The 21,159-nt window shown below is 74.7% G+C and carries 23 protein-coding genes; 10 read left to right on the forward strand and 13 right to left on the reverse strand.

The features are described from left to right. Positions 1–63: 63 nt before the first annotated feature. The 5 genes from GA0070622_RS17700 to GA0070622_RS17720 all read right to left on the reverse strand — a co-directional run bounded on the left by GA0070622_RS17700 (position 64) and on the right by GA0070622_RS17720 (position 4,024). Entirely contained in the window at positions 64–714 is a 651-nt protein-coding gene (locus tag GA0070622_RS17700; RefSeq protein WP_091574323.1) for a class F sortase, read from the reverse strand. Between the two features lie 86 nt (positions 715–800). Next, the gene (locus GA0070622_RS17705; RefSeq protein WP_091574324.1) at positions 801–1,286 is read right to left on the reverse strand and encodes a hypothetical protein; all 486 of its coding nucleotides are present in this window, start codon (positions 1,284–1,286) and stop codon (positions 801–803) included. A gap of 253 nt (positions 1,287–1,539) precedes the next feature. After that, positions 1,540–2,019 (reverse strand): hypothetical protein, encoded by a 480-nt coding sequence (locus GA0070622_RS17710; protein WP_091574325.1) that lies wholly within the window; start codon positions 2,017–2,019, stop codon positions 1,540–1,542. A gap of 29 nt (positions 2,020–2,048) precedes the next feature. Then, a complete protein-coding gene (locus GA0070622_RS17715; protein ID WP_091574326.1) occupies positions 2,049–2,744 on the reverse strand; it encodes a response regulator in 696 nt (231 codons plus the stop codon). A gap of 173 nt (positions 2,745–2,917) precedes the next feature. Beyond that, complete coding sequence (locus tag GA0070622_RS17720; protein ID WP_091574327.1) at positions 2,918–4,024, reverse strand: sensor histidine kinase; 1,107 nt, start codon at positions 4,022–4,024, stop codon at positions 2,918–2,920. A gap of 175 nt (positions 4,025–4,199) precedes the next feature. Between GA0070622_RS17720 and GA0070622_RS17725 the strand changes: the two genes are divergently transcribed. Further along, positions 4,200–4,619 carry a DUF6069 family protein gene (locus GA0070622_RS17725; protein ID WP_091574328.1) on the forward strand — a complete coding sequence of 140 codons (420 nt, stop codon included), beginning with the start codon at positions 4,200–4,202 and terminating at the stop codon, positions 4,617–4,619. 59 nt (positions 4,620–4,678) lie between these two features. Here GA0070622_RS17725 and GA0070622_RS17730 read toward each other — a convergent pair whose 3' ends face one another. Next, a complete protein-coding gene (locus tag GA0070622_RS17730) occupies positions 4,679–5,503 on the reverse strand; it encodes an ArsR/SmtB family transcription factor (protein WP_091574329.1) in 825 nt (274 codons plus the stop codon). Between the two features lie 223 nt (positions 5,504–5,726). Between GA0070622_RS17730 and GA0070622_RS17735 the strand changes: the two genes are divergently transcribed. The 4 genes from GA0070622_RS17735 (at position 5,727) to GA0070622_RS17750 (ending at position 9,685) form a co-directional block, all read left to right on the forward strand. After that, the gene (locus GA0070622_RS17735) at positions 5,727–6,137 is read left to right on the forward strand and encodes a YciI family protein (RefSeq protein ID WP_091574330.1); all 411 of its coding nucleotides are present in this window, start codon (positions 5,727–5,729) and stop codon (positions 6,135–6,137) included. A gap of 8 nt (positions 6,138–6,145) precedes the next feature. Next, a complete protein-coding gene (locus tag GA0070622_RS17740; RefSeq protein ID WP_091574331.1) occupies positions 6,146–7,303 on the forward strand; it encodes an RNA polymerase sigma factor in 1,158 nt (385 codons plus the stop codon). Positions 7,304–7,362: 59 nt separating this feature from the next. Next, positions 7,363–8,310 (forward strand): hypothetical protein, encoded by a 948-nt coding sequence (locus GA0070622_RS17745; RefSeq protein ID WP_141684589.1) that lies wholly within the window; start codon positions 7,363–7,365, stop codon positions 8,308–8,310. 124 nt (positions 8,311–8,434) lie between these two features. Continuing rightward, entirely contained in the window at positions 8,435–9,685 is a 1,251-nt protein-coding gene (locus GA0070622_RS17750; protein WP_091574333.1) for an MFS transporter, read from the forward strand. Positions 9,686–9,688: 3 nt separating this feature from the next. Here the strand turns inward: GA0070622_RS17750 and GA0070622_RS17755 are convergent, their stop codons facing one another. Beyond that, the gene (locus GA0070622_RS17755) at positions 9,689–10,756 is read right to left on the reverse strand and encodes a Gfo/Idh/MocA family protein (RefSeq protein ID WP_091574334.1); all 1,068 of its coding nucleotides are present in this window, start codon (positions 10,754–10,756) and stop codon (positions 9,689–9,691) included. 81 nt (positions 10,757–10,837) lie between these two features. On the opposite strand from GA0070622_RS17755, the gene GA0070622_RS17760 reads away from it, so the two are divergent. Further along, positions 10,838–12,025, forward strand: coding sequence for a lycopene cyclase family protein (locus GA0070622_RS17760; RefSeq protein ID WP_091574335.1), 1,188 nt, complete (start codon positions 10,838–10,840; stop codon positions 12,023–12,025). Here GA0070622_RS17760 and GA0070622_RS17765 read toward each other — a convergent pair. Together GA0070622_RS17765 and GA0070622_RS17770 are read right to left on the reverse strand one after the other, a co-directional pair. Next, on the reverse strand, positions 12,022–13,137 hold the full coding sequence (locus GA0070622_RS17765; protein WP_245666385.1) for a serine hydrolase domain-containing protein: 1,116 nt from the start codon (positions 13,135–13,137) through the stop codon (positions 12,022–12,024). The genes GA0070622_RS17760 and GA0070622_RS17765 overlap by 4 nt on opposite strands. Positions 13,138–13,139: 2 nt before the next feature. Then, entirely contained in the window at positions 13,140–13,913 is a 774-nt protein-coding gene (locus GA0070622_RS17770) for a tyrosine-protein phosphatase (protein ID WP_091574336.1), read from the reverse strand. Positions 13,914–13,983: 70 nt separating this feature from the next. Here GA0070622_RS17770 and rnhA point away from each other — a divergent pair, with 70 nt between their 5' ends. After that, positions 13,984–14,553, forward strand: a complete 570-nt coding sequence (gene rnhA, locus GA0070622_RS17775) for a ribonuclease HI (protein WP_091574337.1) — start codon at positions 13,984–13,986, stop codon at positions 14,551–14,553. Here rnhA and GA0070622_RS17780 read toward each other — a convergent pair. From GA0070622_RS17780 to GA0070622_RS17795, 4 genes are all read right to left on the reverse strand, one after another. Beyond that, positions 14,472–14,732, reverse strand: a complete 261-nt coding sequence (locus GA0070622_RS17780; protein WP_091574338.1) for a hypothetical protein — start codon at positions 14,730–14,732, stop codon at positions 14,472–14,474. The genes rnhA and GA0070622_RS17780 overlap by 82 nt on opposite strands. A 36-nt stretch (positions 14,733–14,768) precedes the next feature. Continuing rightward, entirely contained in the window at positions 14,769–15,005 is a 237-nt protein-coding gene (locus tag GA0070622_RS17785; RefSeq protein WP_091574339.1) for a preprotein translocase YidC, read from the reverse strand. A gap of 396 nt (positions 15,006–15,401) precedes the next feature. Then, positions 15,402–16,265, reverse strand: coding sequence for a pentapeptide repeat-containing protein (locus GA0070622_RS17790; RefSeq protein ID WP_091577604.1), 864 nt, complete (start codon positions 16,263–16,265; stop codon positions 15,402–15,404). Between the two features lie 186 nt (positions 16,266–16,451). Continuing rightward, positions 16,452–16,862, reverse strand: a complete 411-nt coding sequence (locus GA0070622_RS17795) for an SSI family serine proteinase inhibitor (RefSeq protein ID WP_091574340.1) — start codon at positions 16,860–16,862, stop codon at positions 16,452–16,454. 406 nt (positions 16,863–17,268) lie between these two features. Between GA0070622_RS17795 and GA0070622_RS17800 the strand changes: the two genes are divergently transcribed. The 3 genes from GA0070622_RS17800 to GA0070622_RS17810 all read left to right on the forward strand — a co-directional run bounded on the left by GA0070622_RS17800 (position 17,269) and on the right by GA0070622_RS17810 (position 21,156). Further along, positions 17,269–18,300, forward strand: coding sequence for an ABC transporter permease (locus GA0070622_RS17800; protein ID WP_091574341.1), 1,032 nt, complete (start codon positions 17,269–17,271; stop codon positions 18,298–18,300). Positions 18,301–18,362: 62 nt separating this feature from the next. Further along, a complete protein-coding gene (locus GA0070622_RS17805; protein ID WP_091574342.1) occupies positions 18,363–20,108 on the forward strand; it encodes an ABC transporter substrate-binding protein in 1,746 nt (581 codons plus the stop codon). 58 nt (positions 20,109–20,166) lie between these two features. Further along, positions 20,167–21,156: an ABC transporter permease gene (locus tag GA0070622_RS17810; RefSeq protein ID WP_091574343.1), complete on the forward strand. Its 990-nt coding sequence runs from the start codon at positions 20,167–20,169 to the stop codon at positions 21,154–21,156. Positions 21,157–21,159: the final 3 nt, after the last annotated feature.

The raw sequence follows: 21,159 nt of genomic DNA on the forward strand, positions 1-21,159 counted from the left end.
GCCGCCCGGGAAACCGACGGCCTACCGTACGGCCCGCGGCGCGGCGGCGGTGTCCGGCCCGCGTCAGCGGACGGCGGTGGCGAAGACGACGATGTTGTCGGGATAGTTTCCGGTGCGCGGGTCGAAGCGCCCGCCGCAGGTGATCAGGCGCAGCCGGGACGCCGCGCCGCCGCCGTACACCCGCTCGGTGGGGAACCGCTGCTTCGGGTACGCGCCGACACCGTCCACCGTGAACACCGCGGTGCGGCCGTCGGCGCGGACCACCCGGACGGTGTCGCCGGGGCGCAGCCGGCCGAGGTCGAAGAAGACCGCCGGGCCGTGCTGCGAGTCGACGTGCCCGACCAGCACGGCGTTGCCGGCCTCGCCGGGCGCGGGGCCGGGGTGGTACCAGCCGGCGACCTCCGGGCGCTCCAGCGGCGGCACCTCCAGCGCGCCGTCGTCGTCGGTGGCGACCGGGACGATGTCGGCGTCCACCCCGATGCGGGGGATGACCACCCGCACCGGGGTCGATCGGGGGAGCGCCGGGCCGGCCGCGCCCGGGCGTTCGGTGGTCGGCGCGGCGGAGGTGCCGGGCTGGGGCGGTGACGCCGAGGTGCTGCCGAGACCGGCCGAGACCAGCCCGGCGCCGGTGGCGCCGGCGAGGGTGACGGCGGTGACGACGGCGACGGTGCGGACCCGTGACGGGCCGCCCGTCCGGCGGTCTGACGAGGACAGATCCCACCTCCGTGCGACGGGGACGGGGCGCCCGCGCCGGCCGTGCCGGCGCGGGCGCCCCCGTTCGACGATGCCGCGGCGAACCGTCAGGCGGTGGCGCCCGCCCGCCGCCGGCGACGGAACACCACGTACGCCCCGCCGGCGAGCGCGCCGGCGGCCAGCGCGCCGCCCGCGACCAGGACGCCGGTGTCGCCGTCCCGGCCGCCGGCGCCGGCCTGCGCGCCACCGATCGGGGTCACGGTGAACGTGGCGCTGCCGCCGTCGCTGCCGTCGCCGCAGGTCGAGGCGACCGTGTACGTGCCGAGCGTGAAGCCGGCGGTGAACAGTTCGGCGCTCAGCCCGCCCCCCGCGGCCGCCGTGGTGGACCGGACGTTCTGGTCGCGGTCGGGCCCGGTGACCCGGAAGATCGCGTCACCGGCGTTCGGGTTGCACGTCGTGGTGAGCACCACGGTGCCGCCGACCGGGGTGGTGGCGGGTGAGACTCTGGTGTCCGCCAGCGCGGCGGCCGGGAGCAGCAGTGCGCCGAGGCCCACGCCGACCGCCGCCGGTCCGAGAAATGACTGTGCCTTCATCCGCGTCTTCCCTCACTTTTCGTCCGCTGTCTGCGTGGGACGTCGTTCGGGTGGCCAACTCCGTGACTAGCACCGGTGTGGCCAACACTAGGAGGGTTGCGGCGGTCACTGGGGGTAATTGAGAAATCTTCGTTGCCGTCCGGTGTCCACCCTCCCGCCTCCCCGACGAGGACGGCCCGCACCTGCGTACGGCGTGCCTGTTCGTCACCGACCGTCCGTTCCCGTCGGCTTTCGGCGGAGTTCGTGGGCGGGGTCAGGTCGGGCCGTGCGAGGTCATCGCGGCGACCAACAGTGCCCTCGCCCGGTCCCGCCGGCGCCTCGCCAGCAGCGCGAAGCACACAGTGAGCACGACGAGATCGGGGTGCCGCCCGATCAGGTCGACGTCGACCGGCGCGCCCGCACGGGTCGAGGTGCGGGCGGCGACCCGGCCGCCGGGACGGGTCAGGACGCCCTCGTACCGCCGGAAGCCGCGCGGCGTGCTCCACCCGGCCGGTGCGTCCGTGCCGGCCCACCGGGCCAGCGGCGGCTCCAGGACGAGTACCGGCGCATCCGGTGGCCCGGCGGTGATCCGGAGCTGCCGCCGGCCCAGCGCCCGCAACGTCCAGGTGCCCTCGGCGGTGGTCGCGTCGGCGCAGACCAGGCCCCGACCGGCGCGCAGCGTGCCGCGCGGTGTGCCCGCCGTGGTCAGCGTCCAGAGTCGACGTCCGGTGCGGTGCAGTGTCATGTCGCTCATGTCGTCCCCCGTGGTCGTGTGCGTGCGGCTCACCCGGCCGGCGGCTCCGGCCGGACCAGTCCGGTGTCGTAGGCGAGGACCACCGCCTGGATCCGGTCCCGCAGGCCGAGCTTGGTGAGGATCGCGGAGACGTGGGTCTTCACCGTGGCGGTGCTCAGGTGCAGCCGGGCGGCGATCTCCGCGTTGGACAGCGCCCGGGCGGTCAGCGTGAGCACCTCCACCTCACGGGCGGTCAACGCCGCGAGCGCGCGGTCGGCGGTGGGCGCCGGGCCGGGCAGCCGGCCGGCGAACCGGTCCAGCAGCCGCCGCGTCACGGTCGGCGCCAGCAGGGCGTCGCCCCGGGCCACCACCCGTACCGCCTCGGCCAGGTCGGCCGGTCGGGTGTCCTTGAGCAGGAAGGCGCTGGCCCCGGCGCGCAGCGCGGCGTAGACGTGTTCGTCGACGTCGAACGTGGTGAGCATGACGACCCGGGCGGGACTGCCGGCGGCCACCAGCTCCCGGGTGGCGGCGATGCCGTCCTGGCGGGGCATCCGCACGTCCATCAGCACCACGTCCGGTCGGGTACGGGTCGCCACCGCGACCGCCTCGACGCCGTCCGCGGCCTCACCGACCACGGTCAGGTCCGGCCGGGCGTCGAGGACCATCCGTAACCCGGCGCGGATCAGCTCCTGGTCGTCGGCCACCACCACGCGGATGCGCGCCCGCCCGCCGTCCGGCTCGCTCATCGGCCACCTTCCGTTCGCGACTGCGGGGCTCGCAACACCGGCTCACTCCTCGCGCTCACCGGCCACCTTCCGTTCGCGACTGCGGGGCTCGCAACACCGGCTCACTCCTCGCGCTCACCGGCCACCTTCCGTTCGCGACTGCGGGGCTCGCAACACCGGCTCACTCCTCGCGCTCACCGGGCCGCGCCCACCGGCAGCTGCGCCCGTACCCGGAAGCCGCCGCTGGGCAGCGGGCCGGCGTCGAGCGTGCCGCCGAGCAGCCGGGCCCGCTCCCGCATGCCGACGATGCCGCGCCCCTCGCTCGTCCCGGACCGGCGGGCCGGCGCCGCGCCGTCGTTGACCACCTCCAGGCGGAGCACGCCCCCGTCGTACCGGACGTCGACGTCGGCGCGGGTGGCGTGCCCGTGCCGCAGCGCGTTGGTCAGCGACTCCTGCACGATCCGGTACGCCGACAGCTGCACCCCGCCGGGCAGCGCCTCGCCGTTTCCCTCGCGGCGCAACGTCACCGGCAGGCCCACCGCCCGCACGGCGTCGACGAGCGCGTCGAGCTGGGCCAGCCCCGGCTGCGGCGCGTCCGGATCGGATCCGTCGTCGGCGGTCAGCGCGTGCAGCATGGCCCGCAGCTCGGTCAGCGCCGACCGGGCCGCCACGTGGATCGACCCGAGCGCCGCGCGGGCCTGCTCCGGCTGCTGGTCGAAGACGTCCTCGGCGGCGACGGCCTGCACCGCGATCACCGCCACGTGGTGGGCGACCACGTCGTGCAGCTCCCGGGAGATCCGTTCCCGCTCGACCGCGCGTACCTGCCGCTCCCACGCGCAGCGGCGCTGCTCCTGGGCGCGCAGCAGCTCGCCGACCGACCAGCCGAGGCCCAGCCCGGTCGCGGCGAGCAGCATGTCCCGCCAGTCGCCGGTCACCAGCTTCCACGGCGTGGGCGCCACCAGCAGCCCGAGGGCGACCAGCGAGAACCGGGGTCGCCGCAGCCGGGCGACGTAGGACAGCGGCGCCGCCACCAACCCGAGCCAGCCGAGCTGCGGGCAGAGCGCCTCCAGGCCGACGCCGGCCAGCGCGGCGAGCGCGAGGGCGTACCCGGGTCGGCGCCGGATCCACAGCAGACAGCTGGCCTGCAGCGCGGCGAGGCCGACCGCGACGGCGGTCCCGCCGGTCGTGGCCGGGCCGGCGTCGGACGTCAGCAGCACGAGCAGGGACACGCCGAGGCAGGCGGCGGCGATGCCGCCGTCGAGCAGCAGCAGGAACCGTGGCCGGGAAGACGCACACCTCATGTCCCGGATGCTAGGCGGCCGGCCGGCCGGCCCTCATCGGCCGCGAGACGGAGATCCCGGCCGTCAGTGGTCCCCGGGACGGAGTCGGGAACCGGTCGCCGGCGCGATCCGCCCGACCCGTCGCCGGCCCTAGCGTCGTCGCCAGTCGATCCCACCGCACCGGAGGTACGCGCCGATGGAGACCACGATTTCGAGCACCGCCGTCCGCCCGGCCCGCCGCCGCGACCGGCTGCTCACCGTGCTCGCCGCCACCGCCGCCACGCTGCTCGGCTGGGTGGTCGCGGTGCCGCTCGCCGGGGTGGAGCTGGCCGCGCGTGGTGGCGACGGCGCCGCGCAGCGGGTCACGCCGGTGGCCGTCGCCGTCAGCACGCTGCTCGCCGGGCTGGCCGGTTGGGCGTCGCTGGCCCTGCTGGAGCGGCTCACCGCCCGGGCCCGGCCGGTCTGGACGGTGGTCGCCGTGCTGGTGCTGGCGCTGTCGCTGCTCGGGCCGGTGGGCGCGGGCGTCGGGTCGGCGGCGACGGTCACGCTGGTGGCCCTGCACCTGGTGGCCGCCGCCGTGCTGGTGCCCGGGCTGCGGCGTACCGCCGGCCGTTGACCGGCCGGGCCCGGGACCGCCGCGACGGGGGCGGGCGGCTCCGGGCTCGGCCGCGCGGGTCAGCCTGCCGCGACCGGCTCCGGCAGCGGCTCGCCGGTCTCCAGCAGGCTCTTGAGGCTGGCCAGCAGTTCCGGCCAGCCTCCGCTGCCGTCGAGTTGGCCGCTGATCGCCCGGTACATCTCGCTGTCCGGCGAGAAGTCGTCGTGGATCACGGTCAGCCGGACGGTCCCGCCCTGCGGCACGAGGTCGAACGTGACAGTGGACCGGCGCTCGCCGAGCCGGGCGGCCAGTTCCTCGTCGGACCACCCGAAGTGCGCGGCGTGCTCGGGCTGGAAGCCGTGCCAGGTGTACGCGAGCCGCCGGTACGGTTCGGCGACGAGCACCCGTTGACCGAGGTCGCGCGGCTCGTCGTCCGGCGTGTCCTGCCAGAGCAGCGGTGAGCCGGCCCGCCAGTCGGAGACGAGCGTGACGCCGCCCCAGTAGCGGCGGGTGAACGCGGGTTCGGTCAGGGCCTGCCAGAGCCGCTCGGGCGTGGTCCGGACGTAGGTGGTGTAGACGAACGTGGGGCTCTCCATGGGCTGCCGCTCCAATGCTGTCTGCAGGTCGGCGAGGGCGCGGGCGCGCTCCCGGTGGTAGCGGCCGATCCAGCGGTCGGCCACCGCGTTGATGGGGGCGGCGTCGAGGTGGTGCAGCTTCTCCCGCCCCCGCCTGATGGTGGTGACCAGGCCGGCGGCCTCCAGCACCGCGAGGTGCTTGCTCACCGACTGCCGGCTCATGTCCAGCCCGGCGCACAGCTCGCGCAGGCTCTGGCCGTTGCGGGCGTTCAGGCGGTCGAGCAGGCGTCGCCGGCTGGGGTCGGCCAGCGCCCGGAAAACCTCGTCCACCCGTCACCCCACTCACCGGGGAAAGGCAACCCCACGGCTGCTCTTCCGGAGCATATGCACCCTGGCGGCTGCCTGTCCATCCGAAGCTAGCCTCCTAGGATGCTTAAGGGGGAGTGAGGCCGGCGACGATTTACGGCGCCGCGTATGTCGAGAACGTGTGGTCGGCTCCGTCCCCGGGGTGAACGCGGTCAGAATGGCCGCACCCGATCCGAGGAGAGTCACCATGGCGAAGTACCTGCTGCTGAAGCACTACCGCGGCGGCCCGACCCCGGTCGTCGACATGCCGCAGTTCGATCGGTGGACGCCGGAGGAGTTCTCGGCGCACGTGCAGTACATGAAGGACTTCGCGGCCCGGCTGGAGGAGTCCGGCGAGTTCGTCGACTCCGAGGCGCTCGCCCCGGAGGGCACGTTCGTGCGCTACGACGGCGAGGGGCGCCCGCCGGTGACCGACGGCCCGTTCGCCGAGACGAAGGACCTGATCGCCGGCTGGATGGTGATCGACGTGGACAGCTACGAGCGGGCCCTCGAACTCGCCGCCGAGCTGTCGGCCGCGCCGGGACAGGGCGGCCGACCGCTCCACGAGTGGCTGGAGATCCGGCCGTTCATGACCGCGCCGCCCACCGTCACGGAGTGACCGCTCCGATGGACGAGGTTCTGCTCCGGAGCCTCACCCCGGTCGCCCTCGGGGTCCTCGTCCGCCGCGGGGTCGACTTCGCGGCGGCCGAGGACGCCGTGCAGGACGCGCTGGTCGAGGCGTGGCGCGTCTGGCCGGCCGACCCGCCGCGTGACCCGAGGGCGTGGCTGGTCACCGTGGCCTGGCGCCGGTTCCTCGACACCGCCCGCGCCGACGCCGCCCGGCGTCGACGGGAGGACGTGGTGGACGAGGAGCCGCCGCCGGGCCCGGTGTCCGGCGTGGACGACACACTCCAGCTCTACTTTCTCTGCGCCCACCCGTCGCTGACGCCGTCGGCGGCGGTCGCGCTCACGTTGCGCGCCGTCGGCGGCCTCACCACCCGCCAGATCGCCCGGGCGTACCTGGTGCCGGAGGCGACCATGGCGCAGCGGATCAGCCGGGCCAAGCGCACCGTCGCCGGCGTACGGTTCGACCAGCCCGGTGACGTCGCCACCGTGCTGCGCGTGCTCTACCTGGTCTTCAACGAGGGCTACTCCGGCGACGTCGACCTGGCCGCCGAGGCGATCCGGCTGACCCGGCAGCTCGCCGCCGCTGTCGACCACCCGGAGGTGGCCGGGCTGCTCGCGCTGATGCTGCTGCACCACGCCCGCCGGGCCAGCCGGACCGCGCCCGACGGCAGCCTGGTGCCGCTGGCCGAGCAGGACCGCCGCCGCTGGGACACCGGCCTGATCACCGAGGGGGTGGCGATCCTGCAGACCGCCCTGTCCCGCGACCGGCTGGGCGAGTTCCAGGCCCAGGCCGCCGTCGCCGCCCTGCACGCCGACGCGCCCACCGCGGCGGAGACCGACTGGGTGCAGATCGTCGAGTGGTACGACGAACTGGTCCGCCTCACCGACAGCCCGGTCGTCCGGCTGAACCGGGCGGTGGCGGTCGGCGAGGCGGACGGCCCGCGGGCCGGGCTGGCCGCGCTCGCCGCGCTCGACGACACGGTGCCCCGGCACACCGCGGTCGCCGCGTACCTGCACGAACGCGACGGCGACCGGTCCACGGCCGCGCGGCTCTACGCCGAGGCGGCCCGCAAGGCCCTCAACCTGGCCGAACGCGACCACCTGACCCGCCAGGCCGCCCGCCTCAACACGACCCCGCCCCCGACCCCGCCCTCGTGACCGACGGACCGGGGACAACCGGGGTGCGGGAAGCGGGGTGGGTCGGGCACCCTGGGCGGATGGGACCGGGGTCGCGGGGGAGCGGCGGGCTCGTGCGGGCGACGCTGCCGGGCGGGCTCGGCGTGTCGCTGACGGCGACCACACCGGCCCGTCCGGGGCTGCGGGTGGAGGCGGCCGGGGGCGGTCGGCTCCTCATCCGGCAGGCGGAGCGGATCGTCCTGCTCGCCCGCCAGGGCGCGCGCCACCACGGCGTGCGCTACGCCCGGACCGGCGGATACCGCTCGCCGCTGCCCCCGATCACCGCCGCTGCCGCGAGACGGGTCCAGGAGACCAGTCCGGACGCCGCCGTGTGGGCGATGCGCTGGACGCATCGGTTCGCCGACTGGCTGGGCGCGGCCGACCAGGACGGGCCGTTGCACCGGGGTCGATGGACGTTCGCCGCCGGCATGCCCGGGTGGAGCATCTCCACCCACTGGGACCGGCTCACCCGGGTCGACCCGGATCGCGGACACGTCACGTGGTTCGGTTACGGCGACCCCGACGACGACCTGCGGGACGTGCTCCCGTTGCGCCGGCTGACGCCGGCCGGTCACGGTCGGGTACGCGCCTGGCGGCGGCAGGCCCGCGCCGGCGTCCTTCCGCCCGTGCTGCTGTGGTGGGTGAGCGGGTTGCAGACCCTGGTGCTGCTCGACGGCCACGACCGGACGGTCGCCGCGCTGGCCGAGGGCGGCCCGCCCGACGTCGTGGTGCTCGCGCCGGCCGATCAGGGTGCCGACCGGATGCGTCACGAGATCAACGGCTACGTGCGGCGGATGCGCCACCTTGAGGCGGCCGACGTCCCGGCGGCCCGACTCGCCGTCGAGTCCCGAGGGCTCGCCGAGGGGGTGGCCGGGGCGGTCCGCGCCGAGGGCCGGACCACCGCGTGGCCGGTGCGCGGGGGATCGCGGGAGTGGGAGCGGCTCGCCGTCCGTCTCGCGCCCGGCTGGGACACCGGGAGCCGTCCGTGAGCAGCGCCCCGGGGAGCGGGCCGACGTGGTGCTCGACCTGACCGATCCGCTGGCCCCGGCGGTGTTGGCCGGGCGGCGGTAATCCGCTCGGCTCGGCGCGTCGCCGCTGGTAGCTTGCCTCGTCGTGACGGGGGAACGGCTCGGCGGGCGCTTCGCCCGCCTGTGGACCGCGAGCACGCTGTCCGCGCTGGGCAGCGGCACGGCCACCGTGGCCGCCCCGCTGTACGTGGCGTCGCGCACCGACGACCCGCTGGTGGTCTCGGCCGGCGCGGCGGTGTCGTGGCTGCCGTGGCTGCTGTTCGCGCTGCCCGGCGGTGTGCTGGCCGACCGGGTGGACCGGCGTCGGCTGATGGTGCTCATCGACTGGGTGCGGGTCGTCGCGCTGGTCGTGCTGGCCGCCGCGATGCTCACCGAACGGGCCGGGGTGGCGCTGCTCTACGTGGTGCTGTTCGTGGTCAACACCGGCGAGGTGGTGTTCCGCACCGCCGCCCAGGCGGTCCTGCCGGCGGTGGTGCCCCGGTCCCGGCTGGAGCGGGCCAACGGCTGGCTCAACGGCGGCACCCAGGTCACGCAGAACATGGTCGCCGGTCCGCTGGGCGGCTTCCTGTTCGTGCTCGCGGCGGCGGCGCCGTTCGCGCTCAACGCCGGCACGTACGCGTTGAGCGCCGTGCTCGTCGGTCTGCTCGCCGGCACGTACCGGGGGGAGGGGAAGCCGACCGGGCCGCGCTCGGCGCGCGCGGAGATCGCGGAGGGGTTCCGGTGGCTGCTGTCGCAGCGGCTGCTGCGCACCATGACGATGCTGATCGGGCTGCTCAACGTCACGTTGACCGCGGCGCTCGCGGTGCTGGTGCTGTTGGCCACCGAACGGCTGGGTCTCGGCTCGGTCGGCTACGGGGCGTTGTTCACGTGCATGGCGGTGGGCGGCCTGCTCGGCTCGGTGGTCGGCGACCGGTTGGTCGCCGCGATCACCGCCACCTGGACGGTCCGGGTGGGTCTGCTGACCGAGGCCGTCCTGCACCTGGCGCTGGCCGCCTCCCGCAGCGCGGTGGTGGTCGGGCTGGCGTTGTTCGCGTTCGGGGTGCACAGCGCGCTGTGGAACATCGTGGCGAACTCGTTGCGTCAGCGCCTCACCCCGACGGCTCTGATGGGTCGGGTGGGCAGCACGAACCTGTTCATCGCGGCCGGCGGCAACTGCGTCGGCGCGCTGCTCGGCGGGGTGGTGGCCGCCCGCTACGGCATCACCGCGCCGTACTGGGTGGGGTTCGTGGTGGCGGTCGCGGTGACGGCCGCGACATGGCGGGTGTTCGACCGGGCGGTCGTGGCCGCCGCGTACGTCGATCCGGCGCCGGAGCCGTCGCTGCCGGCGGCCCGGTGACGCTCAGGGCAGCGGTGGCACCGGCAGCGTGACGCCCTGCGCGGCGGCCCGGTGGGCCAGCTCGATCAGCTCGACCACGGCGACGGAGTCCGCCGGGTCGACGGGCAGCGGCCCGCCGTCGCGCAGCGCCGCCGCCACGTCGGCGTAGAAGTCCTGGTAGCGGCCGGCCTCGGTGGGCACGGCCCGCAGGTCGCCGTCGGCGCCGAGCCGGCCGTAGCGCTCCGGGTCGACCTCGCCCCACCCGGGCTCGCCGGGCCGCCGGCCGTCGCGCAGCGCGGCCTCCTGCGGGTCCAGTCCCCAGCTGGTCCAGGCGGCCCGGTCGCCGAGCACCCGGAAACGCGGGCCGAGCTGGGCGGTCACCGCGCCCATCCACAGGTGCGAGCGCACGCCGCTGCGGTGGGTGAGCGCGACGAACGCGTCGTCGTCGACCTCGGCGCCCGGCCGTCTCCGGTCCACCTCCGCGTAGACGCGGTCCACCGGGCCGAAGAGCTGCACCGCCTGGTCGACCAGGTGGGCGCCGAGGTCGAACAGCGCGCCACCGGCCTCGTCGGGCGCGGCGCTCTCCCGCCAGCCCGGCTTGATCTCCGGCCGCCAGCGTTCGAACCGCGACTCGAACCGGTTGACCCGGCCCAGCTCACCGGCCTCGACGAGGCGGCGTACGGTGCGGAAGTCGCCGTCCCAGCGCCGGTTCTGGAACACCGTCAGCGGCACCCCGGCGGCCGCGGCCTCGGTCACCAGCGAGCGACCCTGCGCGGCGGTGGGCGCGATCGGCTTGTCCACCACCACCGGCAGCCCGGCCGCGACCGCGGCGCGGGCCAGCGGCACGTGCTGCCGGTTCGGCGTGGCCACCACCACCAGGTCGAGTGTGGCGGCGGACCGCCACAGCGCCTCGGCGTCGTCGACCACGCGGGCGTCGGGGTGCTCGGCGTGGGCCTGCGCGCGACGCTGCGGGTCGCGGGTCACCACCGCGTCCAGCCGCAGCCCGTCGGTGGCGGCGATCAGCGGGGCGTGGAACACCCGTCCGGCGATGCCGTACCCCAGCAACCCCACCCGCAGCGGCGCCCGTGTCATGCGGCCGAATCTACGCGGCGCGCCGGCGGCGGGCGGCGGGGTCCCCGGCGGCGCTCACCGGCCGTGTGACAGCGTGGGCGGGTGCACGCATCCTCCCCGGCCGACGTCGACCTCGCGCTGGTCGGCGGCGGTGGCGCCGCCTCCCTGGTCCTGGCCGCCCTGGACCGGCACGGGGTGCGCGGCCTGCGGGTCGCCGTGGTCGACCCGGTGCGCAAACGTGGTCAGGACCGCACCTGGGCGTTCTGGGGCACGCCCGGCGACGACCTCGACCCGCTGCTGAGCGCGAGCTGGTCGCAGGTCGACGTGGTCACGGCGGCCGGCCGCCGCGTCCTGTCGCTGGACCCGCTGCGGTACGCCATGCTCCGCTCCGCCCCGGTCTACGACCGGGCTGCCGAGGCGGAGCGGCGGCTGGACGCGGTCCGCATCGGCGTGCCGGCGGGGGAGTTGCGCGACGACGGGCACCGGGTCACCGTGTGCGATCCGGAGGGACGCCCGCTGGTGCGGGCCGGCTGGGTGCTCGACTCCCGTCCGCGCCCGCCGTCCCGGCCGGGGCGGACCAGCTGGTTGCAGCACTTCCGGGGCTGGTGGCTGGCGGCCGACCGGCCGACGTTCGACCCGGGCCGGGCGGTGCTGATGGACTTCCGGACGCCGCAGCCGCGGCGCGGGGTCTCCTTCGGCTACGTGCTGCCGGTCGACGACCGGTTCGCGCTGGTCGAGTACACCGAGTTCGGGCCGGCGGTGCTCGACGACGCCGGCTACGACGCGGCGCTGCGCGGCTACGCCGCCCTGACCGGGTTGGACCTGACCGCGCTGCGGGTGCGGGAGGTGGAGAACGGCGTCATCCCGATGACCGACGGCCCGTTCGTCGCCCGACCGAGCCCGCGTGTGGTGCGGCTGGGCACCGCCGGCGGGGCCACCCGCCCGTCCACCGGTTTCACGTTCTCCGCGATGCTCCGCCAGGCCGACCAGGTGGCCCGCGCGGTGGCCGCCGGCCGGCCGCCGGTACCCGCGCCGGCGTACCCGGGGCGGCACCGCTGGATGGACGCGGTGGCGCTGCGCGCGCTGGACCGGGGGCACGTGGACGGGGTGGGGTTCTTCGACCGGCTGTTCGACCGGAACCCGCCGGAGCGGGTGCTGCGCTTCCTCGACGGCGCCACCACCCCGGCGGAGGACCTGGCGGTGATGCGGTCCAGCCCGCTGCTGCCGATGACCGGCGCGGTGTTCGGGGACGCAGCCGGGCGGCTGCGCGCCCGACTGCGCCGCGCCTAGCCCCGGCCCAGTTCGGCGGCCACCCGGTCGCGGACCAGCATCCGCAGCCGTTCCATCGGGTCGCCGTCGCCCGCGCCGAGCCGGTTGCGCACCGCCGCCACGGTCAACCCCAGTTCCGGGTACGCGAACGCGAGGCTGCCGCCGCTGCCGGCGGTGCCGAACGACCCGTCGTCGTCGACGGCGTAGCCCAGCCCGAACGTGCTCTCCTGCCCGAACACCCACTCCGGCGCGCGGACCGCCGGGGCGGACATCGCGCGCAGCCGGTCGGGGGAGACGAGTCGGACGCCGTCGACCGGGCCGAGCAGCGCCGCGTACATCCGGGCCGCCGCGCGGGCGCTCATCGTGCCCACCGACGGCACCTCGGCACGCAGCACGTCGGGACGGCTGCCGATGACCGTGTCCGGGCGGACCCCCGGCGGGGCCACCGCGTCGAAGTGGGGCAGGTTCGCCCCGGCCCAGGTCATCAGCGCGGACAGGCCGGCGTCCTCCAGCCGCGCCAGCCGGGGCAGCTCCGCCTCCGGTACGGCGAGGAACAGCTCCCGGGTCACGCCGAGCGGCCCGGCGATCTCCTCGGCGAGCACCTGCGACACCGATCTGCCGGTGACCCGGCGGACCACCTCGCCGACCAGCCACCCCCAGGTCCAGGCGTGGTACGCCAGTCGCTCGCCGGGCGCCCACAGCGGCTCCGCGTCGGCGAGCAGCGCGCACATCCGGGACCAGTCGGTGAAGTCGTCCGGGGTGACGTCGGCGGGCAGGGCGGGCAGGCCGGCGGTGTGGGTGAGCACGTGCCGCAGCGTGATGCCGTCCTTGCCGTGCCGGGCGAACTCCGGCCACACCCGGGCCAGCGGCAGGTCCTCGTCGAGCCGGCCCTGCTCGGCCAGCACGTGCACCACGGTGGCGGTCAGGCCCTTGCCGGTGGAGACCGCGTGCACCGGGGTGTCCGCGGTCATCGGCCGCCCGGTGCCGGTGTCGGCGAGCCCGGCCTGCTCCTCGACGATCGGGGTGCCGTCGAGGTAGGCGGCCACCTGGACGCCGGCCTCCCGTCCGGAGGTGACCAGGTCGTCGAGCGCGGCGCGTACCTCGGCCCGCAGGCCGTCCCACCGGTTGTCCATGATCAGGGAGCCTGCCAGAGCGCGGTGTCGTCGTCGTCCGGTTTTCCGTCGTCGGTGAGCAGCCGGGCGCGCAGCGCCGCGATCGTCTCCTCGCCGACACCCAGCCGCCCGGTGACGTAGCCGCGCACCGAGCCGTGCGCCGCCACCAGGTCGGCCAGCACCAGCCGGATGATCTCGGCCGGCGCCCGCCCGTACGCGGGCCAGCGCGGCGACGCGCCCCCGTTGCGGTCCCGCCACTCGGCGACCAGCCGCCCGGTCGCCTCCTCGGTCGCCGCGAAGTCGGCAGCGATCTGGTCGTCGTCCACCCCGAGCAGGGCCAGCACCAGCGCGGCGAGCAGCCCGGTGCGGTCCTTGCCGGAGGCACAGTGGAACACCAGCGGGTGCTCGCCGTGGGCGATCACCTCCAGCGCCTCGCGCAGCTCGACCACGCCGTCCTCGGCCACCTCGGCGTACCGGTCGGCCAGGTGGCGCCACGGGTCGACGTCGGGGTCGATGTCGGCCTGCACGTAGGGGCGGTGCTCGATGCTCAGGTTGTGCCAGGTCACGCCGAGGCTCTCCGGGGCCCGGCCGCGCTCGGCGATCTCCCACGGGTAGCGCAGGTCGATCACGGTGCGGACACCGAGCGCCGCGAACCGGGTCAGGTCCTCTCCGGCGAGCTTGGCCAGGGAGTCGGAGCGGTAGAGCCGGCCCCGGGCGACGGCACGGCCGTCGACGGTGCGCCGGCCACCGAGGTCACGGAAGTTGCACAGGGTGTCGAACCGCGGGGGTACGGGCATGTCGGCACGCTAGCCGCCGGCGGCGGGTCGGGTGGTCCCGCCGGACGGCGTACCCGGTAGGTTGCCGGGCATGGCGGAGGCGGATTCCGGCCGGGTCGTGGAGATCTGGACCGACGGCGCGTGCAGCGGCAATCCCGGGCCGGGCGGCTGGGGCGCGGTGCTGCGCTGGGGCGGGCACGAGCGGGAGCTGTGCGGCGGCGAGGCGACCCCCACCACCAACAACCGGATGGAGCTGACCGCCGCCATCCGGGCGCTGGAGAGCCTGACCCGCCCGGTCACCGTGCGGCTGCACACCGACAGCACCTACGTGCGCAACGGCATCACCGGCTGGCTGAACGCGTGGAAGCGCAACGGCTGGCTGACCGCGGCGAAGCAGCCGGTGAAGAACGCCGACCTGTGGCAGCAGCTGGAGGCCGCCTGTGCCCGGCACGACGTCACCTGGCTGTGGGTCAAGGGGCACAACGGGCACCCGGAGAACGAACGCGCCGACGCGCTGGCCAACCGGGGCATGACCGAGGCGCGGGGCGGCGCACCGGCCACCCCGCGCGCGGCGTCCGCTCAGCGCAGCGGGCGGCCCTCCTCGATCTCCTCCGGCCCGTCGGCCGGGTCGGCGGTGCCGGAGACCGCGTCCACGTCGTAGCCGGCCCGGCTGGTGTCCCGCGCCGAGCGCCGGTCCTCGGCCGGCAGGTCGGCGAAGTCGTCGCCGGTGTCGTCGGTGCTGTGCAGGGACTCACCCGGCGGCCGCAGGGACGCCTCGTACGCGGTGGCGCCGTCCGGTTCGTCGGTGGTGGCGCGGCCGAAGGACTCTTCACTGGTCATGTCGCACTCCTGCCCGAAGCGGGTGGCGGCAAACGTTCAGCGGGCCGCGTCGGGGTGGGTCGGCATCGAGGAGCCGCCGGAACTGCTGCCGGAGGCCCCGCCGGCCATCCCGGACCCGTCGTCCTCGGTCACCTCGTCCGGCGGCGGCGCGTCCGGTGCGGGGGCCGGCACGTCCGTGTCCGCCGCCACCTGGACCAGGGGGACCTGCCCCGCCTCGTCCTCGGCGTGCGCCGGGTCGACCGGTTCCTCGCCGTCGCGTGCCCGATATCCCACCGGTCCGCCTCCCGTCGGTCGAGCGCCGTCCCCGCCGCCTACCCGCCCCCACCCCAGAAAAACCCACCCCCGCGCCCCCGCCCCAGTCCTCCCGCCCTCGCCCTCCCGACCCGCCGCCCCTTCCCGCAGCACGGGACCAGCGCCCCGAATTCCGGAACACCCAGGAGATCGTGGTACGCAGGCGCCCCTATGAGGGCCGCCCCGTACCAAGATCTCGGACCAGGCCGTCGGGGCGCACGACCGTCCCGCCCGCGTTGATCAAGGAGTTTCCGTCATGGATCGCGTGCGAACCGACGGAAACTCCTTGATCAAGGCGAGTGCGAGGCTGTCGCGAGGCCGTGTGTCCGTGTCGGTGGGTGGGGTGGCGGGCCGACGGGCGGGTGGGGAGGGGTGGGGTCAGCGGGGTCGTCGGCGGGCTCGGGGCGGGCGCGCCGGGGTGACGGTCAGGGACCAGTGGGCGGGGCGGCGCAGGCCGGGCGGAAGGACCGTGCGGTGGTCGCCGCGCGCGGCGTCGAGCTGCGACTGGTGCGTGAACAGGCACTCGCCCAGGTCGGCGCCGCGCAGGTCGGCCCCGCGCAGGTCCGCGCCGGTCAGGTCGGCGGCGCCGAGCCGTACGCCGCGCAGGTCCGCCCCGATCAGACAGGCGCCCCGCAGGTTCGCCCCGGTCAACGCGGCGCCGCGCAGGTCGACGCCGATCAGCGTCGCGCCCCGCCGGTCGGCCCCGGCCCGGCCGGCGCGGGCCTGCTCGCCGGCGCGCGACAACAGCCGGTTGACCGTGTTCCGGTGGGCGTCGACGTCGAGGGCGAGCAGTTCCTCCGGGGTCCCGTCGGTGAGCCGGCCGGTCTCGTCGAGCGCGGCGGTCAGGTCGTCGCGCAGCGGGCCGGGCGGGGTGAGGCGGACCGCCTCGGTCAGGTACCAGAGCAGCTCGTGCAGCGGTCGCAGCACCGCGAACGTGTCGAACATCCGCCGCGCGGTGGCCGGGTCGGTCCGCCAGTCGCGGCCGGCGAAGGTGCCCTGGGTGAGGTGCTGGCCGGCGCCGAAGCAGTCGAAGACGGTGCACCCCGGGAAGCCCCGTTGCCGCAGCTCGCCGTGGATGCCGCAGCGCGAGTCGGCGCGCAGGTTCGGGCACGGCTGCCCGGCCGGCTTGTCGACGGCGAAGTCGGCCGACGCGGCGAACGCCGGCGCGACGCAGCAGACGCCCGCGCATCGCGCGCAGTCCGCTCGCAGCTCCCGCGTTCCCGCGACCCCACCGCTCGCCACCACCGCATCTCCTCCCGCACCAACGCCCCGCCCAGCTCCCGCCCATTCTCCGCCCGCCGATCCCACACCCCCACCCACCCCCGCCGAGAGCGTCGATCATGAAGTTGGCGGCGACATATCGGTCACCGGATGCCGCCAACTTCATGATCGACGGAGTCGGGTGGGTCCCGGGGTGGGTCGGGCGGGTCAGAAGGTGAAGAGGGTGGCGGTGGCGCGGCGCAGCAGGCAGGCGTTGGCGAAGGTGCGGGTGTAGGTGACCGGGCGGTCCTGCCAGAAGCCCACCGCCCGGGCGACCACCGGGGCGTACTGGGAGGTGCAGGGGTCGGCATCGACGTCGAGCGCGTCGAGGTGGCCGTCGACGCGGGCGACCAGCCGGCAGGCGGCGACCGGGTCGGGGTGCAGGCCGCCGGCGGGCCCGCAGACGAGCACGGTGGCGCGGACGTCGGTGTCACCGGCGTCGACGGTGAGCAGCAGCACCGAGGGCGTCTCCGGGCCGGGGCGCGGCGCCGCGGCGGCCGGACCGGCGGCGGTCACCGCGGCGAGGGCGCCGAGCGCGGCGGCCAGGGCCAGGGCGGCGGTACGTCGGGCGAAGGGCATGGGTGGTCCTTCCGTCGGGGCCCGGGTATGGGCCGATGGGTGGCCCGGACGTCGGGTGAACCGGGCCGCCGAGAACCCTAGGTGGACGGTGTGAACGCGAAGCGTCACGAAGTGTTACACCACCCGACCCGAGCGGCCGGTGCCTGTGACATCGGCGCGCGGGAATGCCCGATCGGCTGACAACCGTGTCCGCGCTCCGGCGCACCGCATTCCGAAAACGGGGAAGGGATGCCTGAACGGCTGACAACCGAATCGCGCCGTTATTGCGCCGATGCTTTCCGTAGGCCGGATCGTTGTCTATGCGCGACAACCGGAACGGCCGTTACCGTAACGATTCCTTTCGGTGTCGGAGTGCGCATTACCGTCGGGTGGCAGGGCGTTTTCGACCCGTCGGGAGGACTCCCCCATGAGCGACCTTTCCCACCCGCCGTCCTTGACCGAACCCGGCCGTCCGGGCGCGGGGGAACCGGCGGTCGAGGCCGGGAACACGCCGCCCACCGGCCGCCGCGAATTTGTCGGTCGGTCGCCGAACCAGCTCGCCTGGCTGCGTCTCAAGCGGGACCGTACGGCCCGGGCCAGCGCCGTCACGCTGACCGTCGCCGCCCTGGTCGCACTCGGGGCGCCGCTGCTGAGCCGCCTCACCGGAATCGACCCGACCGACAAGTTCGTCGGCCGGCTCAACGATTTCGGAATGCCGATCGGTTACGCCGGTGGAATCAGCGCCGACCATTGGCTCGGGCTGGAGCCGGGCAGTGGTCGCGACATCCTGCTCCAATTGGTCTACGGCCTGCGCACGTCGCTGTTCATCGCATTCGCCTCGGCTGCCGTGGCGTCGTGCATCGGGGTCGCGGTCGGCATCCTGGCCGGGTGGGCCCGAGGGTGGCTGGACAGCGTCGTCAACTGGCTGATCGACCTCACCCTGGCGTTCCCGTTCCTCATCTTCGCGCTCGCCGTGATTCCGATCCTGCAGGACCGCTTCTACACCGACCGGGAGGCGCCGTCGCTGGCCTTCCGGGTGGCCCTGATCGTCGCCACCTTCGGGCTGTTCAGCTGGACGTACACGGCGCGCCTGGTGCGCGGGCAGGTGATCTCCCTGCGGGAGCGGGAGTTCGTCGAGGCCGCCCGAGCGGCCGGCGCCGGCACCGGGCACATCCTGCTGCGTCAGCTGCTGCCGAACATCTGGGCGCCGATCCTGGTCACCGTCTCGCTGATGGTGCCCCAGTTCATCGCCATCGAGGCTGCCCTGGCGTTCGTCAACATCGGCGTCACCGAACCCACGCCCGACCTGGGCCGCATGATCTTCAACAGCATCGGCTACGTCGCGAGCGACCCCTGGTACACCCTGTTCCCCGGGTTGACGATCTTCCTGCTGGTCCTGGCGTTCAACCTGCTCGGTGACGCCCTGCGCGACTCGCTGGATCCCCGCTCCACCCGGTAGTCCCCACGGCCATTCACGTGCCCGGCCGGCGGGGGCCGACCGGGCGAGGAAGGGAGCACACCGTGCGCGCACGAACCCGGACACTGACCGGTGTCCTCGCCGCGGCGGCACTGGTCGCCGCCGGCTGCAGCCCCACCACCGACGACGGCGGCGGCGACGACCAGGAGACGAAGACCCAGAGCGGCTCGATCTCCTACGAGGCCGCCGACAACAAGGGCCCGGCGAAGGCCGTGGACGGGGCGACCCGGGGCGGCACGCTGACCGTCATGCAACCGGCCGACTTCGAACACCTCGACCCGGCCCGCAACTACGTCAACGTGCAGCAGGTCGCCGGCGGCCTGCTCTACCGCGCCCTCAACGGTTACAAGGAGGACGGCAGCGGCAGGCTGCTGCTCGTCGGCGACCTGGCGACCAACCCCGGCAAGGACGTCAACGGCGACTGCAAGGTCTGGGAGTTCACCCTCCGCGACGGCGTGAAGTACGAGGACGGTTCGGCGGTGACCAGCAAGGACGTCGCCCACGGCATCGCCCGGTCGTTCGCGTCGAACCTCAACGAGGGCCCGCACTACATCCAGCAGTGGCTCTACCCGGGCGGGGTGTACAACGCCACCTACAAGGGGCCGTACGACGGGGGCAGGCCGGTGCCCGACGGCGTCGAGACGCCCGACGACCGGACCGTGCGGTTCACCTTCCCGCAGGCGCACTGCGACCTGCCGTACGCGGCCGCGCTGCCCACCAGCGCGCCGGTGCCCGCCGCGAAGGACACCCGGGCCGGCTACGATCTGCGGCCCTTCTCGTCCGGTCCGTACCAGGTGAAGTCCTACCAGCGCGACGTCGCCCTGGAGCTGGAGCGCAACCCGAACTGGGACCCGGCGACCGACCCGATCCGCAACGCCTACCCGGACGCGATCCGGATGACGTTCGGGCTCGAGCAGGCCCAGATCGCCGAGCGCCTGGTCGCCGACGGCGCGGCCGACCAGGCGGCGCTGAGCTGGTCCGACGTGCCGCCGTCCGTGCTGCCCCGGACCACCGGGGCCGGCGTCGTCGACCGGGTGGTGAAGGGCCCGACGCAGTACAACTGGGTGCTGAGCATCAACACGCAGCGGGTCACCGACCTGAGCGTACGCCGGGCGCTGAACTACGCCGTCGACAAGGACGCGCTGCTGAAGGTGCTCGGCGGTCAGGCCGCCGGCACGCCGGCCACCACGCTGATGTCGCCGACCACCGCCGGCTTCGCCAAGTACGACCTGTTCAACGCCCCGGTCACCGGGGACAAGGCCAAGGTCACCGAGCTGCTCGCCGGCAAGCGGCCCAAGCTGGTGCTGGCGCACTCCAACCTGGAGCTGCGGACCCAGCAGGCCGAGGCGTTGCGCAAGAACCTCACCGACATGGGCTTCGACGTCGTGATGAAGCCGATCGACAACAGCAGCTACTACGACGAGATCGGCCGCAAGGACAACCCGTACGACATCTACCTCAGCGGCTGGGGTTCCGACTGGCCGACCGGCTCGACCGTCATCCCGCCGGTCTACGACGGCCGCGAGATCGTGGCCGAGGGCAACCAGAACCTGTCGTACCTGAACCAGCCGTCGGTCAGCGCGGAGATCGACCGGGTCCGCAACCTGCCCGCCGCGGAGCAGGACGCCGGCTGGATGGCCCTCGACCGCAAGATCATGGAGGAGTACGCCCCGGTCGTGCCCTGCTACTACGACGCCACCTACGAGTTGCACGGCTCGAAGGTCGGCAACGCCTTCCTCAGTGACGCGTTCGGCATCATCTCGCTCAACGGCATCTACGTGAAGCAGTGACCGTCGGCGGGGGCGGCCGCGCCGGCCGTCCCCGCCCCACCCGGGGGAGGTGTTTCCCGTGCTCCGTTTCGTCGTCCGACGGCTGCTCGTCGCCGTCTTGACCCTGGTCGTCATCAGCCTGGTCACCTTCGGTCTCTTCTTCGCGGTGCCGAGCAGCCCGGCGAAGGTGATGTGCGGCAAGAACTGCACGGCCGCGGACATCGCCCAGGTCGAGCAGCGGCTCGGCATCGACCGTCCGCTGCCCCGGCAGTACACGGACTTCGTCCGAGGCGTGTTCGTCGGTCGCACCTACGGCGAGGGCGACTTCCGCCAGGACTGTCCGGCGCCCTGCCTCGGTTTCTCGTTCCGCAACAACCAACCGGTCACCGAGATCGTCGCCCAACGCGCCCCGGTGACGTTCAGCATCGTCCTCGGCGGCGCCGTGCTCTGGCTGGCCCTGGGCGTCTCCCTGGGCATGGTGTCGGCGCTGCGCCGGGGTACGGCGTTCGACCGCGCCGCGATCGGCGTCACGCTCGCCGGGGCGTCCATGCAGGTCTACTTCTTCGGGCTGATCCTGCTCTACCTGCTGGTCTACTCCACCGGGCTGTTGCCGTTCCCCAGCTACACGCCGCTGACCGAGAGCCCGCTGCGGTGGGCGGCCGGTCTGCTGCTGCCCTGGATGACGCTGGGCTTCCTCAACTCGGCGCTCTACGCCCGGCTGTCCCGGGCGCAGATGCTGGAGACGCTGTCCGAGGACTTCGTGCGGACCGCCCGGGCCAAGGGGCTCTCCGCGCGGCAGGTGCACACCCGCCACGCGTTGCGCGCGGCGATCACCCCGATCGTCACCATCGCCGGGCTGGACATCGGCACCAGTCTGGGCGGCACGTTCATCACCGAGACCATCTTCGGCCTCCAGGGTCTCGGCAAGGCCACCGTGGAGGCGGTGCAGTTCCTCAACCTGCCGGTGGTGATGGCGACCGTGCTGCTGGCGGCGGTGTTCATCGTGGTCGCCAACATCGTCGTCGACGTGCTGTACGCGGTCATCGACCCGCGGGTCCGGCTGAACTGACGG

Origin of the sequence: Micromonospora sediminicola (assembly GCF_900089585.1) — a bacterium.
Lineage (GTDB): Bacteria > Actinomycetota > Actinomycetes > Mycobacteriales > Micromonosporaceae > Micromonospora > Micromonospora sediminicola.

Excerpts from the sequence above, each read along its gene's own strand:
- rnhA (WP_091574337.1), top strand. The coding sequence starts at position 13,984 with ATGGCGGAGGCGGATTCCGGCCGGGTCGTGGAGATCTGGACCGACGGC.
- GA0070622_RS17735 (WP_091574330.1), top strand. The coding sequence starts at position 5,727 with ATGGCGAAGTACCTGCTGCTGAAGCACTACCGCGGCGGCCCGACCCCG.
- GA0070622_RS17780 (WP_091574338.1), bottom strand. The coding sequence starts at position 14,732 with ATGACCAGTGAAGAGTCCTTCGGCCGCGCCACCACCGACGAACCGGAC.
- GA0070622_RS17755 (WP_091574334.1), bottom strand. The coding sequence starts at position 10,756 with ATGACACGGGCGCCGCTGCGGGTGGGGTTGCTGGGGTACGGCATCGCC.
- GA0070622_RS17770 (WP_091574336.1), bottom strand. The coding sequence starts at position 13,913 with ATGCCCGTACCCCCGCGGTTCGACACCCTGTGCAACTTCCGTGACCTC.
- GA0070622_RS17725 (WP_091574328.1), top strand. The coding sequence starts at position 4,200 with ATGGAGACCACGATTTCGAGCACCGCCGTCCGCCCGGCCCGCCGCCGC.
- GA0070622_RS17800 (WP_091574341.1), top strand. The coding sequence starts at position 17,269 with ATGAGCGACCTTTCCCACCCGCCGTCCTTGACCGAACCCGGCCGTCCG.
- GA0070622_RS17710 (WP_091574325.1), bottom strand. The coding sequence starts at position 2,019 with ATGAGCGACATGACACTGCACCGCACCGGACGTCGACTCTGGACGCTG.
- GA0070622_RS17740 (WP_091574331.1), top strand. The coding sequence starts at position 6,146 with ATGGACGAGGTTCTGCTCCGGAGCCTCACCCCGGTCGCCCTCGGGGTC.
- GA0070622_RS17715 (WP_091574326.1), bottom strand. The coding sequence starts at position 2,744 with ATGAGCGAGCCGGACGGCGGGCGGGCGCGCATCCGCGTGGTGGTGGCC.
- GA0070622_RS17765 (WP_245666385.1), bottom strand. The coding sequence starts at position 13,137 with ATGGACAACCGGTGGGACGGCCTGCGGGCCGAGGTACGCGCCGCGCTC.
- GA0070622_RS17705 (WP_091574324.1), bottom strand. The coding sequence starts at position 1,286 with ATGAAGGCACAGTCATTTCTCGGACCGGCGGCGGTCGGCGTGGGCCTC.
- GA0070622_RS17720 (WP_091574327.1), bottom strand. The coding sequence starts at position 4,024 with ATGAGGTGTGCGTCTTCCCGGCCACGGTTCCTGCTGCTGCTCGACGGC.
- GA0070622_RS17745 (WP_141684589.1), top strand. The coding sequence starts at position 7,363 with ATGGGACCGGGGTCGCGGGGGAGCGGCGGGCTCGTGCGGGCGACGCTG.
- GA0070622_RS17795 (WP_091574340.1), bottom strand. The coding sequence starts at position 16,862 with ATGCCCTTCGCCCGACGTACCGCCGCCCTGGCCCTGGCCGCCGCGCTC.